Source organism: Pseudomonas protegens, assembly GCF_013407925.2.
GTDB lineage: Bacteria > Pseudomonadota > Gammaproteobacteria > Pseudomonadales > Pseudomonadaceae > Aquipseudomonas > Aquipseudomonas fluorescens_AP.
The window spans coordinates 3,709,927-3,726,921 of sequence record NZ_CP060201.1 but is presented as its reverse complement, the minus strand read 5'-3'; the positions used below and the strand labels follow the sequence as shown (position 1 = coordinate 3,726,921).

Genomic DNA, 16,995 nt, shown 5'->3' with positions numbered 1-16,995 from the left:
GGCGCGCACCCCGCCCGGGCTGCGCGCCGCTGCATCGAGATCCTCCCCGTGCCCGACTCGCCTGATCGTTTCATCCCCGCCTTCGGCCTTGGCAACCCGCACCTGCAGACCCTGTGGGGCCCGCTGTGGCGCCCGACCACTCACCTGGAGCGCCAGCGCGAGCGCTTGTGGCTGGACGACGGCGACTTTCTCGATCTGGACTGGCACGGCCCGCATAGCGCCGAAGCCCCTCTGGTGCTGGTGCTGCACGGCCTGACCGGTTCCTCCAACTCTCCCTACGTGGCCGGCCTGCAGCAGGCCCTCGCCGCTCGGGGCTGGGCCAGCGCGGCGCTGAACTGGCGCGGCTGCTCCGGCGAACCCAACCTGCTGCCCCGCAGCTACCACTCCGGCGCCAGCGAAGACCTGGCCGCCGCCATCGCCCACCTGCGGGCCAAGCGTCCGCTGGCGCCGCTGTATGCGGTGGGCTATTCGCTGGGGGGCAATGTGCTGCTCAAGTACCTGGGGGAAAGCGGCAGCGCCAGCCCGTTGCAGGGCGCCACGGCGGTGTCGGTGCCGTTTCGCCTGGACCAGTGCGCCGACCGCATCGGCCGGGGCTTTTCCAAGGTCTACCAGGCGCACTTCATGCGCGAGATGCTGGCCTACATCAAGGACAAGCAGCGCCAGTTCCAGCACGACGGCCGCCATGAAGGCCTGGCCACCCTGGCGCAACTGGGCCCGCTGACCAAGATGCGCACCTTCTGGGACTTCGACGGCCGGGTCACCGCCCCGCTGCATGGCTTTGCCGACGCTCACGACTATTACCGCCGCGCCTCCAGCCGCTATTTCCTCGGCGAAATCCGTACCCCGACCCTGATCATCCAGGCCGCGGACGATCCCTTCGTGTTCCCCCACAGCCTGCCCGAGGCCAGCGAGTTGTCCGCCAGCACCCAGTTCGAACTGCAGGCCAAGGGCGGTCACGTGGGCTTTGTCGGCGGCAGCCTGAAACATCCGCGCTACTACCTGGAACAGCGCATTCCGCAATGGCTGATGGACCTGGGCCGCCATGGCTAAGTCCACCCGGGAGTCGATCCGCTTCTGGCAGACCGAACCCCTGGCCGGGGTCGAGCTGCTGGCGGCGCGCTATATCGAGCAGCGCTTCGTGCCTCATGTGCACGAGGGTTATGTGATCGGCATGATCATGGCCGGGGCCCAGCGCTACCGCTATCGCGGCGCCGAGCACCTGGCGGGCAGCGGCACCCTGGTGCTGATCAACCCGGATGAGCTGCACACCGGCGCCAAGGGCGTCGAGGACGGCTGGCTGTACCGGGCCTTCTACCCGGACAACCGGCAGATTCTCGGCCTGCTGGATGAACTGGAGCTGCCCAGCGGCAGCCTGCCGGCCTTCGGCGCCACCCTGTACCGCGACCCGGACCTGGTGCAGGGTTTTGCCCGCCTGCACCACCTGCTGGAAAGCCCGGCCACGGCCCTGCAACAACAGACCCAATGGCGGGAAATGCTGCTGTTGCTGTTGCAGCGACACGCCGGAGTCCGGGCGCCGGGCGAACCTGGGCAGGAGCACCGGGCGATTGTCCAGGCCAAGGAACTGCTGCGCTCGCAGTTGGCCGCGCCGCCGTCACTGGAGGAGTTGGCGGCGGCGGTGAACCTGTCGCCGTTCCATTTCGCCCGGGTGTTTCGCCGGGCCACCGGGATTCCGCCCCACACCTGGCTGATGCAGCAGCGCATCGCCAAGGCCCGGGCCCTGTTGCGCGATGGCTGCCTGCCGCTGGAAGTGGCCACGCAATTGGGATTTGCCGACCAGAGTCACCTCAGTCGGCAGTTCAAGCAGGTGTATGGGGTGGCGCCGGCGGCTTATCGCAGTGCCGTTCTGCAGTAGGGCGGTGCGGGTTTCGCGAGCAAGCTCGCGCCTGCTGCGGCCAACGCGTCCCTGTCGACGCTTTCGCGAGCAAGCTCGCTCCTACAGGTTCGCGGGGCTTGCGGGTCGTGGGAGCTGGCTTGCCAGCGAAGAGGCCGACTGGGGCAACTCGTCAATCGCCGGTGGCGACAGGTCGCTGGGCATCGGTGATCCATTCGCTCCACGACCCGGCATACAGCCGCGCCAGGGGATAGCCAGCCAGGCACAGGGCGAACAGGTTGTGGCAGGCGGTGACGCCAGAGCCGCAGTAAGCCACCAAGTGCTCCGGGGAGCGTCCGGCGAGTTTTTCGGCAAAACGCTGCTTGAGCTGCTGCGCCGGCAAAAAGCGTCCGTCGCTGTCCAGGTTGTCGGTGAACGCCGCGCATTGTGCCCCGGGAATATGCCCGGCCACCGGATCGATGGGTTCCACCTCGCCACGAAAGCGCGGCAGGCCACGGGCATCCAGCAGGGTCAGGTCTGCCTGGCCCAGGCGCTGGCGCAGGTGTTCGGCATCCAGCAGCAGGCTGTGGTCGGGTTGGCCCGTGAACTGTCCGGCCACGGCCTCCGGCGCATCCAGGCTCAGGGGCAGGCCGGCGGCGTGCCAGGCTTTCAGGCCACCGTCGAGCATGAACACGCCATCACGCTTGCCCAGCCAGGCCAGCAACCACCAGGCGCGAGCGGCAAAGGCACCGGGACCATCGTCATAGAGCACGATTTCGCTGTCGTTATCGATGCCCCAGGCCTGCAGGCGCGCCAGCAGTTGCGCCGGGTCCGGCAACGGATGCCGGCCGGTCACGCCCTTGATCACCGGCCCGCTCAGATCGCGGTTCAGGTCGGCGAAATGCGCCCCGGCGATATGCCCGTCGGCGTAGCTGCGCTGGCCGTAATCCGGGTCTTCCAGGGCAAAGCGACAATCCAGAATCACCAGGCCGGGCTGCTGTTTCTTCTGGTCCAGGGCAAGCGGGCTGATCAACTGCGCGAGGGGCATGGCGGGCTCCTGTGAATAAGTCGGAGGTTGATCCTACTGCACTTCTTCCAGGGCTTGGGCCAGGGGCACGTAAAACTCTTCGAACAGGTCGTTGACCGCTTCCCGGGCCTGCTCGGTGACAAAGCCGGCTTCCAGTACCAGCACCTGATACACCCCGCGCTTGATGGCTTCTTCGCTCAGGTGGGTGGAGTTTTCCCGGGTGGTGCACAAAAAACGCACCCAGGAGGTGAGGATGATCCAGGCATTGAGGGTCAGGGATTCGATCTGCACCTTGTCCATGGCGACGATCCCGGCCTCGACGAAACGCCCATAGATGGCCATGCCCTGGATCAGGCAGCGCTGGGAGAAACGCCGGTAGCGCGCGGCCAGTTCGGGGTCGCTGTCCAGCAGGTGCTCCAGGTCGCGGTGCAGAAAACGGTAGCGCCACATGGCCGCCAGCAGCGCCTGCAGGTAATAGCGCTTGTCTTGCACGGTGACCGCGCGTCCGGGCGGCGGGCGCAGGAAGCTGTCCACCAGGCTTTCGTACTCGGCAAACAGCACGGCGATGATCGCCTGCTTGTTGGGGAAGTGGTAGTACAGGTTGCCCGGGGAAATCTCCATGTGCGCCGCAATGTGGTTGGTGCTGACGTTGCGTTCGCCTTGCTGGTTGAAGAGTTCGAGACTGAACTGGACGATGCGTTCGCGGGTTTTTATGCGTGGGGCCATGGGTGTGGGCTTTAATCAGAAGGCTGGGGTGCATCTTACGTTCTATCCCCCTGGGGATAAATCGCGACCGGCACCGGATGGTATTTGACAATTTAGAGCATAAGCTCTAAAAAACTAGCCACCCCCAGAAACCGGAGCCCGTCCATGTCTGCCGAAATCGCCTACCTGCAGGATTCCCTTCAGCAACAGGACGCGCTGCAAACACTGTTCGAAGCCCAGCGCCGGGCCTTTGCCGCCAACCCCATGCCGCCCGCCGCGCAGCGCCAGCAATGGCTCAAGTCGCTGCACGATCTGCTCAACAGCGAGCGCCAGGCGCTGATCGACGCCATCAGCCAGGACTTCAGCAACCGCAGCGCCGATGAAACCCTGCTGGCCGAGCTGATGCCCAGCCTGCACGGCATCCACTACGCCCGCAAACACCTGAGCAAATGGATGAAGCCGTCCCGCCGCGCCGTGGGCCTGGCCTTCCAGCCGGCCTCGGCCAAGGTGGTCTACCAGCCCCTGGGGGTGGTCGGGGTGATCGTGCCGTGGAACTACCCGCTGTACCTGTGCATGGGCCCGCTGGTCGGGGCCCTGGCCGCCGGCAACCGGGTGATGCTCAAGCTCAGCGAATCCACCCCGGCCACCGGCCAGCTGCTCAAGCAACTGCTGGCGCGGGTGTTCCCCGAGGACCTGGTGTGCGTAGTGCTGGGCGAAGCCGAAGTGGGCATGGCGTTTTCCAAGCTGCGTTTCGATCACCTGCTGTTCACCGGCGCCACCAGCATCGGCAAGCACGTGATGCGCGCCGCCGCGGAAAACCTGACTCCGGTGACGCTTGAACTGGGCGGCAAGTCCCCGGCCATCGTGTCCCACAGCGTGCCGCTCAAGGACGCCGCCGAACGCATCGCCTTCGGCAAGACCCTGAACGCCGGGCAGACCTGCGTCGCCCCGGACTACGTGCTGGTGCCGGAAGAACGGGTCGGCGCCTTTGTCGAAGCCTATCGCCAGGTGGTCCGCGGCTTCTTCCCGACCCTGGCGGACAACCCCGACTACACCGCGATCATCAACCAGCGCCAGTTGAACCGGCTCAACGGCTACCTGAGCGATGCCACCAGCAAGGGCGCGCTGCTGGTGCCGCTGTTCGAGCAGAGCCAGGAACGCCGCCTGGGCCACAGCCTGCTGCTCAACGTCACGGACGACATGAGCGTGATGCAGGACGAGATCTTCGGCCCGATCCTGCCAATCGTGCCCTACAAGACCCTGGACCAGGCCTTGGCCTACATCACCCAGCGCCCGCGCCCGCTGGCGCTGTACTACTTCGGCTACGACAAGGCCGAACAACAGCGGGTGCTCAACGAAACCCACTCCGGCGGCGTGTGCCTGAACGACACCCTGCTGCATGTGGCCCAGGACGACCTGCCGTTTGGCGGCATCGGCCCGTCCGGCATGGGCCACTACCACGGGCATGAAGGCTTCCTGACCTTCAGCAAGGCCAAGGGCGTGTTCATCAAGCAGCGCTTCAATGCCGCGCGCCTGATCTACCCGCCGTATGGCAAATCGATCCAGAAACTCATCCAGAAGCTGTTCATTCGTTAACCAGTACAACGCCGGGTAATAACAATAATGACCCCTAGCCTGTATGAAACACCCGCGCTGTCACGGCGCGGCCTGCTGAAAATCGGCCTCTGCGCCAGCGCCTTCCTGGCCACCGCCGGGCTCGGCGCCAGCCTCAGCGGTTGCTCCGCCAGTACCCCTGCCAGTGGCTTCAGCATGCTGCGCAGCAATGACCTGCCGTTTTTGCGGGCGCTGATTCCGGTGATGCTCGAAGGCGCGGTGGCGGCGGACAAGATGCCCGCCGCCGTCGAGGGCACCCTGGCCAGCCTGGACAACGCCCTCAATCACCTGTCGACCGAGATGTTCAAGCTCACCCAGCAGTTGTTCGATGTGCTGGGCATGGCGGTGACCCGCGGCCCGCTGACGGGGATCTGGGGCAGTTGGGAAAACGCCAGCACGGAAGACATCCGCAACTTTCTCAGCCGTTGGGAAAACAGCTTCCTGGCCCTGCTGCGCATGGGTCATGCCTCGTTGCTGCAACTGGTGATGATGGCCTGGTACACCCGGCCTGAGTCTTGGGGCCATTGCGGTTATCCCGGGCCACCGAAGGTCTGATCGAGCTGTGTAGCCGCTGCCACAGGCTCTGAACGGGCGGGACGCTCGCGGGACACTGGGGGTTCGGCTGGAGATCGTCAAGCAAGGCCCTGCGGGCCTTTTCGCAGCTTCGCAGGCTCAGCAGCGGCTACAGTGGATCCGCGCCGAGCCTTCAATAATAAGAGAGCACCCGATATGCCCGTACCTGATCTGTTCCGCGAAGGCCTGAACCGTGGCTGGAAAACCTACAACGGCTCGCAACTGGAGCAGGACCTGACCCTGGAAGCCGATGTCGCCATCATCGGTAGCGGCGCCGGTGGCGGCACCACCGCCGAAATCCTCAGCGCCGCCGGCTACAAGGTGCTGTTGATCGAGGAAGGCCCGCTCAAGACCAGCGACGACTTCAAGATGCTTGAGGACCAGGCCTATACCAGCCTCTATCAGGAAGGCATCGGGCGCATGAGCAAGGACGGCGCCATCACCATCCTCCAGGGTCGCGCCGTGGGCGGCACCACCCTGATCAACTGGACCTCGAGCTTTCGCACCCCCGACCCGACCCTGGAGCACTGGGCCCGGGAACACGGGGTGGTGGGCCACAGCTCGGCCGAGATGGCGCCCTGGTTCGAAAAGATGGAACAGCGCCTGGGCGTGGCGCCCTGGGCCATGCCGCCCAACGCCAACAACGACGTGATCCGCAAGGGCTGCGAAGCCCTGGGCTACAGCTGGCATGTGATTCCGCGCAACGTGCGCGGCTGCTGGAACCTGGGCTATTGCGGCCTGGGCTGCCCGACCAACGCCAAGCAGTCGATGCTGGTGACCACCATTCCGGCAACCCTGGAAAAAGGCGGCGAGCTGCTGTACCTGGCCCGGGCCGAGCGCCTGCAGATCAAGGATGACAAGGTCACCGGCTTGCAATGCCAGGCCATGGACGCCCGCTGCGTAACGCCCACCGGGCGCACCATCACGGTCAAGGCCCGGCATTACGTGCTGGCCGGCGGCGGCATCAACAGCCCGGCCCTGCTGCTGCGTTCCGATGCCCCGGACCCGCATTCGCGGCTGGGCAAGCGCACCTTCCTGCACCTGGTGAACTTCTCCGCCGGGCAGTTCGACGAGGTGATCAACCCGTTCTACGGCGCGCCGCAATCGATTTACTCCGACCACTTCCAGTGGCAGGACGGCACCACCGGCAAGATGTCCTACAAGCTCGAAGTGCCGCCCCTGCAACCGGCGCTGGCCAGCACCCTGCTGGGCGGTTTCGGCCCCGAGAGCGGGCTGTCCATGGAGCAACTGCCACATACCCACGCGATGCTGGCCCTGCTGCGGGACGGCTTCCACCCCGACAGCACCGGCGGCAACGTCGAGCTGCGCGGCGATGGCACCCCGGTGCTCGACTATCAAGTCTCGCCCTACGCCTGGGACGGCCTGCGCCGGGCCTTCCACAGCATGGCGGAGATCCAGTTCGCCGGTGGCGCCAAGGCGGTCAAGCCGCTGCACAGCGATGCGCGCTTCGCCAAGACCCTCAACGAAGTGCGGGCGCAAATCGACGGCCTGGACCTGGCCCTGTACCGCACCCGCCTGGGCAGCGCCCACGTGATGGGCGGCTGCGCCATGGGCGAAGACCCGAAAATCGCCGTGACCGACAGCCTCGGACGCCACCATCAACTGCACAACCTGTCGATCCATGATGGCTCGCTGTTCCCCACCAGCATCGGCGCCAACCCGCAGCTGTCGGTGTACGGCCTGACGGCGCAACTGGCCACGGCCCTGGCGGAGCGTTTGAAAACGGCGTGAAACAGCCGGGAAATTTCGGCGTCCATAGGACTTTCTTCTCTAAAAGGCGACTTGGCCGACCGGGAAGGCTGCGATACCATCCGACTCCCCAACGGATTCCCGCCAGGACGACGCGATGAACCGAGTGTTGTACCCAGGTACCTTCGACCCTATTACCAAGGGCCACGGCGATCTGGTCGAGCGCGCCTCGCGGCTGTTCGACCACGTGATCATCGCCGTTGCCGCCAGCCCCAAGAAAAACCCGCTGTTCCCTCTGGAGCAGCGCGTGGAACTGGCGCGCGAGGTGACCAAGCACCTGCCCAACGTTGAAGTCGTCGGCTTCTCCACGTTGCTGGCGCATTTCGCCAAGGAGCAGAACGCCAATGTGTTCCTGCGCGGCCTGCGGGCGGTTTCGGACTTCGAATACGAATTCCAGCTGGCCAACATGAACCGCCAACTGGCGCCGGACGTGGAAAGCCTGTTCCTCACCCCGTCGGAGCGCTACTCGTTCATTTCCTCGACGCTGGTTCGTGAAATCGCTGCCCTGGGCGGTGATATCACCAAGTTCGTGCACCCGGCGGTCGCCGACGCGCTGACCCTGCGCTTCAAGAAATAAGCCGCGCGGCCCCGCACTGGGGCCCTTGCCTGGCGTCGGCCATCGCGCCCGCGTGCACTGCGGGCGGCAATACGGCACAATTGCGCGCATTCGTTTTTACATGCCCGGGCCTGCCGCCCAGGCCGGAGTCCCCCATGTCCCTGATCATCACCGACGATTGCATCAACTGCGACGTCTGCGAACCCGAGTGCCCTAACGCGGCGATTTCCCAAGGCGAAGAGATCTACGTCATCGATCCGAACCTGTGCACCCAGTGCGTCGGCCACTACGACGAGCCGCAGTGCCAGCAGGTGTGCCCGGTGGATTGCATTCCGCTGGACGAGAACCGTCCGGAAACCGAAGAAGAGTTGATGGCCAAGTACCGGAAGATCACCGGCAAGGCTTGAGCAATTCAGCGCCCTTCAGGGCACTTTCGCCGGCAAGCCGGCTCCTACGGCGTTCGTAGGAGCCGGCTTGCCGGCGAAGCTTCTCAGCGCTGGCAACGCGGGCAATAGACGCTGGCCCGCTGGCCCAGCTTGATTTCCCGCAGCCCCGTGCCGCAGACCTTGCAGTGCTCCCCGCCACGGCCGTAGACGAACAGTTCCTGCTGGAAGTAGCCCGGCTGACCGTCGCCGCCGATAAAGTCGCGCAAGGTGGTGCCGCCCCGCTCGATGGCCGCCGCCAGGATGCGCTTGATCTCGATCGCCAGCTGCACATAGCGGGTCCGGGAAATGCCCTTGGCCTCACGACGCGGATCGATGCCCGCGGCAAACAGTGCCTCGGTCGCGTAGATGTTGCCCACCCCCACCACCACCGCGTTGTCCATGATGAACGGCTTGACCGCCATGGAGCGGCCGCGGGACAGCTGGAACAGGCGCTCGCCGTCGAACAGATCGGTCAGCGGCTCCGGCCCCAGGCGCGCCAGCAGCTCGTGGTTCAGCGGGTCCAGGCTCCAGAGCATGGCGCCAAACCGGCGCGGGTCGGTGTAGCGCAGGGCCAGGCCCGACTCCAGTTCGATATCCACATGTTCATGCTTGGCCGCCGGCTGGCCGATCTCCACCAGGCGCAGATTGCCCGACATGCCCAGATGACTGATGAGGGTGCCGACTTCGGCGTTGATCAGCAGGTACTTGGCCCGGCGGTCCACCTGAACAATCCGCTGCCCGGACAGGCGCACGTCCAGATCCTCGGGAATCGGCCAGCGCAAGCGCCGGTCACGGACAATCACCCGGCTGACCTTCTGGCCTTCCAGGTGCGGCGCGATCCCGCGCCGGGTGGTTTCGACTTCCGGTAATTCAGGCATCTTCGCCTCAGGCACTCATCGCGATATGAACAGTCAGTGTGCGCCCAGCTCGCGCACGGTTTCCTTGAGGTTCTCGAAGTCGTAGTCCGACAGACCGACGTAATCGAGAATCAGGTGGCCGATGCTGTTCCACTCCAAGTCCTGGGTCTGGTTGCCCAGCACTCGATACGAGGCACAGATGTGCTCGGCCATCTTCAGGATCGCCAGCAGGTTCTTCAGCTGGCTGTTGCGCGACGACTCGTCGCTGAAGATCGCCAGGGCATTGTGGTGATTGGCGATGGCGTTGGTCACGTGTTCCGGCAGGCGCCAGGACTTGGCGGTGTAGTAGCCGACCACCGCGTGATTGGTGTTGAAGGCACGGTTTTCCGTGTCCACCACCCGCCGCTCCGGTCCGGCGCTGCCGTAGGCTTCTTCCAGCACCGCCATGTAGTCGGGGAAGCGCTTGAGCATCAGCGGCACGCCGCAATCATGGAACAGACCCAGGGCGTAGGCTTCGTCCACCGCTTGCGAGCCGGTGCGCTTGGCCAGGGTCAGGCAGGTCATGGCCACATCCTGGGCGGTGTCCCAGAAGCGGTTGAGGGTGACGATGGTTTCATCGCTCATCTCGCCCTTGATCGACTGCGCATTGATCAGGTTGATGATCGAGCGGCTGCCCAAGAGGTTCACCGCGCGCTGGATCGAGGCGATCTTGTTGGTCAACCCGTAATACGGCGAGTTGACGATCTTCAGCAGTGCGCCGGACAGGCCCGGGTCCTGGGATATCAGCTTGGCAATCACTTCCAGGTCGGGATCGGGCATGTACTGCTCCATCTGCAAATCCACCATGATTTGCGGTTGAGGCGGCACGCTGATGCCTTGCAGGGCCTGCTGAATCTGTTCGGCTGATAGCTCTTGGGACATAAGTACACACTCTGGCTGAGGCGGCGATTCTAACCCCTAACGGGCCAATGTTGGGCGAACGGACAGGAACTTTACCCTGCGCCTTTAGCCGCAGGTCCATTGGCCGTCGCTGAAGTTGCGCAGCAAGGTATAATCGCGCCCTTTTTTCCGGAGCGACGTCATGTCCCTGCCAAGCCTGCGCCTCAAAGCCAACGCCGATCGCCGCCTGCGCGCCGGCCACCTGTGGGTCTACAGCAACGAAATCGATGTAGCCGCCACCCCTCTGCACGGCTTCAAGGCAGGCGACCAGGCGGTGCTGGAAGCCGCCGGCGGCAAGCCCCTGGGCGTCGTCGCCATGAGCCCGAACAACCTGATCTGCGCCCGCCTGCTGTCGCGCGATGCCAAGCTGGCCCTGGACAAGTCGCTGCTGGTGCATCGCCTGAACGTGGCCCTGTCCCTGCGCGAGCGCCTGTTCGACAAGCCGTTCTACCGCCTGGTGTACGGCGATTCCGACCTGCTGCCGGGCCTGGTGGTCGATCGGTTCGGCGACATCCTGGTGGTCCAGCTGGCCTCGGCCACCATGGAACAGCACAAGGACGACGTGATCGCCGCCCTGGTCCAGGTGCTCAAGCCCAGCGGCATCCTGTTCAAGAACGACTCCGCCGCCCGCGACGCCGAAGGCCTGGGCCGCTACGTCGAAACCGTGTTCGGCCTGGTGCCGGAGTGGGTCGCCCTGGAAGAGAACGGCGTGAAGTTCGAAGCCCCGGTGATGGAAGGCCAGAAGACCGGCTGGTTCTACGACCACCGCATGAACCGCGCACGCCTGGCGCCTTACGCCAAGGGCAAGCGGGTACTGGACCTGTTCAGCTACATCGGTGGCTGGGGCGTGCAGGCCGGGGTGTTCGGCGCCAGTGAAGTGTTCTGCGTCGACGCCTCGGGCTTTGCCCTCGACGGCGTGGAGCGCAACGCCGCGCTCAATGGCATCGCCGAGAAAGTCACCTGCGTCGAAGGCGACGTGTTCGAAGCCCTGAAAGAGCTGAAGGCCGCCGAAGAACGCTTTGACGTGATCGTTGCCGACCCGCCCGCCTTCATCAAACGCAAGAAAGACCTGAAGAACGGCGAAGGCGCCTACCGCCGCCTCAACGAACAGGCCATGCGCCTCTTGAGCAAGGACGGCATCCTGGTCAGCGCTTCGTGCTCGATGCACCTGCCCGAGGACGATCTGCAGAACATCCTGCTGACCAGCGCCCGTCACCTGGACCGCAACATCCAGCTGCTGGAACGCGGCGGCCAGGGCCCGGATCACCCGGTGCACCCGGCCATCCCGGAAACCCGCTACATCAAGAGCATCACCTGCCGCCTGCTGCCCAACAGCTGAGCCCGGGCCGATGGCCCTTCCCGCCCAGCGCGGGAAGGGCCATCGCCCTCGATTGACTTTGCACGGCCACGACTCGATTCTCGGCAGCTTCTCAAGGACCGAGAGCACCGCACCATGGGCCACTCCCCCGCCACCCCGAACAAGACCTCGGCGGTCATTCTGCTGCTGACCATGACCCTGCTCGGGGTCTTCCCGCTGGACGTGATCCTCCCCTCCTTTCCCGCCCTGGCCGAACGCTTCAATACCTCCAGCGCCGATATCGCGCTGTCCGTCAGTCTGTTCGCCATTGGCTTGTCGTTTTCCCTGATGGTGGTCGGGCCGCTGTCAGACTCCCTGGGGCGCAAGAAGCTGCTACTGGCAGGCATGGCCGTGGCCATCGCCGGAGCGCTGGGCTGCATGGCCGCCACCGAGTACCGGTGGTTCCTGCTGTTTCGCGTGGTTCAGGCCGTGGGTTGCGGCTGCTTCGTGCTGTCCCAGGCGCTGGTGCAGGACCTGTTCGTCGGCCGCCAGCAGGAGCGCCTGCGCATCGCCCTGGTCACCGCCAGCGGCATCTTCATTTCCCTGTCACCGCTGCTGGGCACCTGGCTGCAGGCTCACCTGGGCTGGCAGGGCAGCTTCGAGGTGTTCGTCGGCCTCGGCCTGCTGGTCATCCTCAAGGCCTGGGTCCTGCTGGAGAACACCCCAGGCACGGCGACGCGCCAGAGGAACATCCTCGCGGCCTACCGACTGGTGTTTGCCGACCTGTCGTTCGTCGGCTACTGGCTGATCTCGGCGCTGGCCTTCGCCTGCCATTTTTCGTTCATCGTCATTTCACCGCTGATTTTCATGGAGCAGTTGCAGCTCACGCCCTACCAGTACGCCCTGGCGCTGCTGCTGTATGGCGCGGCCTATGTGGTGGGTGGTGCCGGCGCCGGGGTGATGAACCGCTACCTGCAGGCCAGCACCCAGATCGTCACCGGGCTGGGGCTGATCGCCCTGTCCGGCCTGCTGATGCTGCTGTTGCAGCGGTTCGAGCTGTCCGTCGCCACGGTCCTGGTGCCGATGATCGTCTGCACCGCCGGCACCACCATCACCCGCCCGGTGGCGACCTCGCGGGCCATGGGGATCTTCCCGCACAACGCCGGAACCTCGGCTTCGGCGGGCAACATGCTGATCTTTGTCTCTGGCGGCCTGATCAGCGCGTTCATCAACCTGAGCGCCAGCAACCTGGTGATGGCGCTGGGGCTGTGCTTCCTGGGGCTGAGTGCCATTGCCCTGGGCCTGAACAGCCTGGTCAATCGTCGCTATCAGGACGCTTGCGTCTGAAGATCGCGCAGACGGCACAAATCCCGGAGGTACAGCAGGAAGGAAAACGCCAGGGGCGGGCCAGTGAAGTAGCGCAAGGACAAAAACCCGCTCTTGAACGGATCCAGATGCTGCTCGCGGGTCCAGAAATCGAACAACGCCTGCACCAGCCACGCAGCGCCAAGAGCCACCAGCATCCAGGCTCCGTCCCCCAGCAGCCGTCGTTTAAAACCGTCACGTCCCGGCAGCCAGCTGGCGCTGAGCAGCGTCATCAGTAGCAGGAACGCCACCACGCTGTAGATCACCCCGCGGGTGAAGGGCAACTCACTGCAGGCCTGCACCACCACCGCCGCCGCAAAGGCCAGCAACAGCGCGGCCTTCCAGGTGCGCCACTGGCGCCGCTGCCCGGCCAGCAGTTGCACGAAGCCGCCGCCCGTCAGCAGGGCCGCGCCCACCACGGCCATGGCGCTGCCGGGCCAGTCGCTATGGAGCACCAGCCACATCAGCAGCAGCCCTTGCAGCAGGCCAATGCCTAGGTAAAACCTCAGGGATCGCATGTTCGCGGACATTCCAGCTCCATTGGATGGTGATCGAGGGGGCCGCGAGTCTAAACCAGGAGCCGGCGTGCGGGCAGCGCTCGGCGATATCCAGGCAATCGCACGCCACAGAGCGGCCACGGCATTCCTTCCTGACGCCAGCGGTGTAGAATCGGCGAATTCATCGCCAGTCATCCCCCGGCGGGTTTATGAGCTCAGGCTGAGGCGCGCGGCGATCCCGCGGCGTCATCGGCAGCTTTCGGACACACGGCCATTTCTGAGTGTTCCCAAGGTCAATAGAAGCTCACTCCCCACTTGTTCCCTGATTAGCCGCCCGGAGTGCTCCATGCCTGATTACCGCTCGAAAACATCCACCCACGGCCGCAACATGGCCGGTGCTCGCGCCCTGTGGCGCGCCACGGGGATGAAAGATGCCGACTTCAAGAAACCGATCATCGCCATTGCCAACTCCTTCACCCAGTTCGTCCCGGGGCACGTGCACCTGAAGGACCTGGGTCAGCTGGTGGCTCGCGAGATCGAACGCGCCGGTGGCGTGGCCAAGGAATTCAACACCATTGCCGTGGACGACGGCATCGCCATGGGCCATGACGGCATGCTGTATTCCCTGCCGAGCCGCGAGATCATCGCCGACTCCGTGGAATACATGGTCAACGCTCACTGCGCCGACGCCATCGTCTGCATCTCCAACTGCGACAAGATCACCCCCGGCATGCTGATGGCCGCCCTGCGCCTGAACATCCCGGTGATCTTCGTTTCCGGCGGCCCGATGGAAGCCGGCAAGACCAAGCTCGCCAGCCACGGCCTGGACCTGGTGGACGCCATGGTCATCGCCGCCGACTCCAGCGCTTCTGACGAGAAGGTTGCCGAGTACGAGCGCAGCGCCTGCCCGACCTGCGGTTCCTGCTCCGGCATGTTCACCGCCAACTCCATGAACTGCCTGACCGAAGCCTTAGGGCTCGCCCTGCCGGGCAACGGTTCGACCCTGGCCACCCACAGCGACCGCGAAGAGCTGTTCCTGCGGGCCGGGCGCACCATCGTCGAGCTGTGCCAGCGCTACTACGGCGACAACGACGAGTCGGTGCTGCCGCGCAATATCGCCAACTTCAAGGCGTTCGAGAACGCCATGACCCTGGATATCGCCATGGGCGGTTCCACCAACACCATCCTGCACCTGCTGGCCGCCGCCCAGGAAGCCGAGATCGACTTCGACCTGCGAGACATCGATCGCCTGTCGCGCCACGTGCCGCAGCTGTGCAAAGTGGCGCCGAACATCCAGAAGTACCACATGGAAGACGTGCACCGCGCCGGGGGTATCTTTAGCATCCTCGGCGAGCTGGCCCGTGGCGGCCTGCTGCACACCGACCTGCCCACCGTGCACAGCAAGACCCTGGCCGAAGGCATCGCCCAGTGGGACATCACCCAGACCAGCGACGAAGCCGTACACCACTTCTTCAAGGCCGGCCCGGCAGGCATCCCGACCCAGACCGCGTTCAGCCAGTCGACCCGTTGGGACAGCCTCGACGACGACCGTGAAAACGGCTGCATCCGCAGCGTCGAACACGCCTATTCCAAGGAGGGCGGCCTGGCCGTGCTCTACGGCAACATCGCCCTGGACGGCTGCGTGGTGAAGACCGCCGGTGTCGACGAGTCGATCCACGTGTTCGAAGGCAACGCCAAGATCTTCGAAAGCCAGGACAGCGCCGTGCGCGGCATCCTCGCCGACGAAGTGAAAGAAGGCGACATCGTGATCATCCGTTACGAAGGCCCGAAAGGCGGCCCGGGCATGCAGGAAATGCTCTACCCAACCTCCTACCTGAAGTCCAAGGGCCTGGGCAAAGCCTGCGCCCTGCTCACCGACGGCCGCTTCTCCGGCGGTACCTCGGGCCTGTCCATCGGCCACGCCTCGCCTGAAGCGGCGGCCGGCGGCGCCATCGGCCTGGTACAGGACGGCGACAAGGTACTGATCGACATTCCCAACCGCTCGATCAACCTGTTGGTCAGCGACGAGGAACTGGCGGCACGCCGGGTCGAACAGGACAAGAAAGGCTGGAAGCCAGTGGAAGCGCGCCCACGCAAAGTGACCACCGCGCTGAAAGCCTACGCCCTGCTGGCCACCAGCGCCGACAAGGGCGCGGTGCGCAACAAGGCCATGCTCGACGGCCTGTGATCGTCACCCGTAAATGAAAATGCCCCGCCAAGTGCGGGGCATTTTTTTGACCTTGCATCGCCCTGGCGGACGCCTTCACTGGCAAGCCAGCTCCTACGGCAGCATTCGGGGAGCTGGGGCCGGGGCTCAGGGCATGCGTTCGCCCAACTGCCCGCGCAGGAAGCGGTACAGGCCATCGGCGCTCTTGCGGTAGCCGTCGGCGGTCAGGTGCACCAGATCGTTGCGCGCCAGGTCGCTGCCCTGCCATTTGCTGATGGAGCAATCGCCGCCCATGAACGCCTGCCAGTCCCAGAACAGGGTGCGGCTGGTCTTCGCCACGTCCTTCTGGATCTGCACGATCTGCCGCAGCGGTTGCGGCTGGGAAGCCGCGCAGCTGCCGGCATTGCGGCGCTTGATGGAATCCGGCGGACCCACCAGCAGGATCACGGTCTTGGGCAGGTTCTTGCGCAACAGCCTGACCTTTTCCTGCAACTGGCTGCGGTACAGCTGCAGGTCCAGGTCGTCATCAAAGGCTTCGTTGGTGCCGTAGGCCAGCACCACCATGTCCGGGCGCAGGGCCTTGAGGGTTTCCAGCCAGCCGGGCTGCCACTTGTCCAGCACGTCCAGACGCGCGCCATTGATGCCCAGGGCGGAATAGATCACCCCGGCGCTCTTCTGCCCGAGGATGTTCCAGCCGCCCAGGGCCAGGCCCTGGTTGTTGGCCACGTTCAGGTCCAGGGGCAGGGTCAGGTTGTTGAACGGCGGACTGAAGCGCCACTGGCCACCGGTAGCGGCCAGCATGCGGCTGCTTTTGTTGAGGTTGTCCCGGGCGGTCAGGGTGTTGTTGCTGGACGCCTGGTACAGCGCGGAAATCCGGTACTGCTGGTTGCTCGGCTGGCGCTCGGCGATATGCACCCGGGCTCCCGGGGTCATCGGCAGCGACAGGTAACCGCCCAGGGGAAACTGGTTGCTCTGCTGGTTGCGTGCCGACACCAGGGACCACTGGCGCTTGGCCGCCCCCAGGATCACCCGTTCATAGCGGGTGCCGGGCACCGGTGTGGCCGCGACGAAACCAATGCCGCCATCGCCGTACTGCGCTTGCAGCAGGCGGCGCATCTCGCCGCTGAACAGGTCGGCGGCGGTATGGGAGTCACCCAGTTGCACGATGTTGATCGGCGTGCGGTCGGAGGTACTGAACTTGCGCGCCAGCAGTGCCAGGTTCGGGTCGGTGCCGATGGTCACGACTTTCTTGGTTCCGCTCCCGGACCGGGCCAGGGCCGAGGCCGGAGTGGCCTGGACCTCGGTGGTCGGGCTGCAACTGCTCAGCAAGGTGATGCCCAGCAACAGCGCAATGCCTTGCAGTCGCCCCATA

The 16,995-nt window shown here is 65.1% G+C and carries 16 protein-coding genes; 10 read left to right on the top strand and 6 right to left on the bottom strand.

All coding sequences use genetic code 11. The annotated features are described in order from the left end of the window. Nucleotides 1-48: 48 nt before the first annotated feature. Nucleotides 49-1,050 (top strand): hydrolase, encoded by a 1,002-nt coding sequence (locus GGI48_RS17260; protein WP_179599329.1) that lies wholly within the window; start codon nucleotides 49-51, stop codon nucleotides 1,048-1,050. Further along, nucleotides 1,043-1,873, top strand: a complete 831-nt coding sequence (locus tag GGI48_RS17255) for an AraC family transcriptional regulator (protein WP_016963558.1) — start codon at nucleotides 1,043-1,045, stop codon at nucleotides 1,871-1,873. Before GGI48_RS17260 ends, GGI48_RS17255 begins: the two co-directional genes overlap by 8 nt. 151 nt (nucleotides 1,874-2,024) lie before the next feature. Here GGI48_RS17255 and GGI48_RS17250 read toward each other — a convergent pair whose 3' ends face one another. Both GGI48_RS17250 and GGI48_RS17245 read right to left on the bottom strand, forming a co-directional pair. Next, nucleotides 2,025-2,879 carry a sulfurtransferase gene (locus GGI48_RS17250; protein ID WP_179599327.1) on the bottom strand — a complete coding sequence of 285 codons (855 nt, stop codon included), beginning with the start codon at nucleotides 2,877-2,879 and terminating at the stop codon, nucleotides 2,025-2,027. A gap of 33 nt (nucleotides 2,880-2,912) precedes the next feature. Then, nucleotides 2,913-3,584: a TetR/AcrR family transcriptional regulator gene (locus GGI48_RS17245; protein WP_103741294.1), complete on the bottom strand. Its 672-nt coding sequence runs from the start codon at nucleotides 3,582-3,584 to the stop codon at nucleotides 2,913-2,915. Nucleotides 3,585-3,728: 144 nt separating this feature from the next. Here GGI48_RS17245 and GGI48_RS17240 point away from each other — a divergent pair, with 144 nt between their 5' ends. The 5 genes from GGI48_RS17240 to GGI48_RS17220 all read left to right on the top strand — a co-directional run bounded on the left by GGI48_RS17240 (nucleotide 3,729) and on the right by GGI48_RS17220 (nucleotide 8,483). Beyond that, nucleotides 3,729-5,159 (top strand): coniferyl aldehyde dehydrogenase, encoded by a 1,431-nt coding sequence (locus GGI48_RS17240; protein ID WP_179599325.1) that lies wholly within the window; start codon nucleotides 3,729-3,731, stop codon nucleotides 5,157-5,159. A gap of 27 nt (nucleotides 5,160-5,186) precedes the next feature. Beyond that, the gene (locus GGI48_RS17235) at nucleotides 5,187-5,732 is read left to right on the top strand and encodes a twin-arginine translocation pathway signal protein (protein ID WP_179599323.1); all 546 of its coding nucleotides are present in this window, start codon (nucleotides 5,187-5,189) and stop codon (nucleotides 5,730-5,732) included. A gap of 174 nt (nucleotides 5,733-5,906) precedes the next feature. Continuing rightward, nucleotides 5,907-7,502: a GMC family oxidoreductase gene (locus GGI48_RS17230; protein WP_016963553.1), complete on the top strand. Its 1,596-nt coding sequence runs from the start codon at nucleotides 5,907-5,909 to the stop codon at nucleotides 7,500-7,502. 115 nt (nucleotides 7,503-7,617) lie between these two features. Continuing rightward, on the top strand, nucleotides 7,618-8,097 hold the full coding sequence (gene coaD, locus GGI48_RS17225) for a pantetheine-phosphate adenylyltransferase (protein ID WP_003176711.1): 480 nt from the start codon (nucleotides 7,618-7,620) through the stop codon (nucleotides 8,095-8,097). Nucleotides 8,098-8,231: 134 nt separating this feature from the next. Continuing rightward, the gene (locus GGI48_RS17220) at nucleotides 8,232-8,483 is read left to right on the top strand and encodes a YfhL family 4Fe-4S dicluster ferredoxin (RefSeq protein ID WP_016963552.1); all 252 of its coding nucleotides are present in this window, start codon (nucleotides 8,232-8,234) and stop codon (nucleotides 8,481-8,483) included. Between the two features lie 83 nt (nucleotides 8,484-8,566). Here GGI48_RS17220 and mutM read toward each other — a convergent pair whose 3' ends face one another. Both mutM and GGI48_RS17210 read right to left on the bottom strand, forming a co-directional pair. Beyond that, entirely contained in the window at nucleotides 8,567-9,379 is an 813-nt protein-coding gene (mutM, locus tag GGI48_RS17215) for a bifunctional DNA-formamidopyrimidine glycosylase/DNA-(apurinic or apyrimidinic site) lyase (RefSeq protein WP_179599321.1), read from the bottom strand. Between the two features lie 33 nt (nucleotides 9,380-9,412). Continuing rightward, complete coding sequence (locus GGI48_RS17210; RefSeq protein WP_179602038.1) at nucleotides 9,413-10,225, bottom strand: HDOD domain-containing protein; 813 nt, start codon at nucleotides 10,223-10,225, stop codon at nucleotides 9,413-9,415. A 214-nt stretch (nucleotides 10,226-10,439) separates the two neighbouring features. Between GGI48_RS17210 and GGI48_RS17205 the strand changes: the two genes are divergently transcribed. Both GGI48_RS17205 and GGI48_RS17200 read left to right on the top strand, forming a co-directional pair. Continuing rightward, entirely contained in the window at nucleotides 10,440-11,636 is a 1,197-nt protein-coding gene (locus GGI48_RS17205; protein WP_016963549.1) for a class I SAM-dependent rRNA methyltransferase, read from the top strand. Nucleotides 11,637-11,750: 114 nt separating this feature from the next. Then, a complete protein-coding gene (locus tag GGI48_RS17200; RefSeq protein WP_179599319.1) occupies nucleotides 11,751-12,941 on the top strand; it encodes an MFS transporter in 1,191 nt (396 codons plus the stop codon). On the opposite strand, the gene GGI48_RS17195 is transcribed toward GGI48_RS17200, so the two are convergent. Then, on the bottom strand, nucleotides 12,923-13,489 hold the full coding sequence (locus tag GGI48_RS17195; RefSeq protein ID WP_179599317.1) for a hypothetical protein: 567 nt from the start codon (nucleotides 13,487-13,489) through the stop codon (nucleotides 12,923-12,925). The two genes, GGI48_RS17200 and GGI48_RS17195, sit on opposite strands and share 19 nt — an antisense overlap. Before the next feature lie 313 nt (nucleotides 13,490-13,802). Here GGI48_RS17195 and ilvD point away from each other — a divergent pair, with 313 nt between their 5' ends. Then, complete coding sequence (ilvD, locus tag GGI48_RS17190) at nucleotides 13,803-15,644, top strand: dihydroxy-acid dehydratase (protein ID WP_102862106.1); 1,842 nt, start codon at nucleotides 13,803-13,805, stop codon at nucleotides 15,642-15,644. Between the two features lie 126 nt (nucleotides 15,645-15,770). Here the strand turns inward: ilvD and GGI48_RS17185 are convergent, their stop codons facing one another. Then, complete coding sequence (locus GGI48_RS17185; RefSeq protein WP_179599315.1) at nucleotides 15,771-16,994, bottom strand: SGNH/GDSL hydrolase family protein; 1,224 nt, start codon at nucleotides 16,992-16,994, stop codon at nucleotides 15,771-15,773. Nucleotide 16,995: the final 1 nt, after the last annotated feature.

Bases quoted from the DNA above. Each gene is read 5' to 3' on its own strand.
- GGI48_RS17255 (WP_016963558.1), top strand. From the start codon at position 1,043: ATGGCTAAGTCCACCCGGGAGTCGATCCGCTTCTGGCAGACCGAACCC.
- GGI48_RS17250 (WP_179599327.1), bottom strand. From the start codon at position 2,879: ATGCCCCTCGCGCAGTTGATCAGCCCGCTTGCCCTGGACCAGAAGAAA.
- GGI48_RS17245 (WP_103741294.1), bottom strand. From the start codon at position 3,584: ATGGCCCCACGCATAAAAACCCGCGAACGCATCGTCCAGTTCAGTCTC.
- GGI48_RS17240 (WP_179599325.1), top strand. From the start codon at position 3,729: ATGTCTGCCGAAATCGCCTACCTGCAGGATTCCCTTCAGCAACAGGAC.
- GGI48_RS17235 (WP_179599323.1), top strand. From the start codon at position 5,187: ATGACCCCTAGCCTGTATGAAACACCCGCGCTGTCACGGCGCGGCCTG.
- GGI48_RS17230 (WP_016963553.1), top strand. From the start codon at position 5,907: ATGCCCGTACCTGATCTGTTCCGCGAAGGCCTGAACCGTGGCTGGAAA.
- coaD (WP_003176711.1), top strand. From the start codon at position 7,618: ATGAACCGAGTGTTGTACCCAGGTACCTTCGACCCTATTACCAAGGGC.
- GGI48_RS17220 (WP_016963552.1), top strand. From the start codon at position 8,232: ATGTCCCTGATCATCACCGACGATTGCATCAACTGCGACGTCTGCGAA.
- mutM (WP_179599321.1), bottom strand. From the start codon at position 9,379: ATGCCTGAATTACCGGAAGTCGAAACCACCCGGCGCGGGATCGCGCCG.
- GGI48_RS17205 (WP_016963549.1), top strand. From the start codon at position 10,440: ATGTCCCTGCCAAGCCTGCGCCTCAAAGCCAACGCCGATCGCCGCCTG.
- GGI48_RS17200 (WP_179599319.1), top strand. From the start codon at position 11,751: ATGGGCCACTCCCCCGCCACCCCGAACAAGACCTCGGCGGTCATTCTG.
- GGI48_RS17195 (WP_179599317.1), bottom strand. From the start codon at position 13,489: ATGTCCGCGAACATGCGATCCCTGAGGTTTTACCTAGGCATTGGCCTG.
- ilvD (WP_102862106.1), top strand. From the start codon at position 13,803: ATGCCTGATTACCGCTCGAAAACATCCACCCACGGCCGCAACATGGCC.
- GGI48_RS17185 (WP_179599315.1), bottom strand. From the start codon at position 16,994: ATGGGGCGACTGCAAGGCATTGCGCTGTTGCTGGGCATCACCTTGCTG.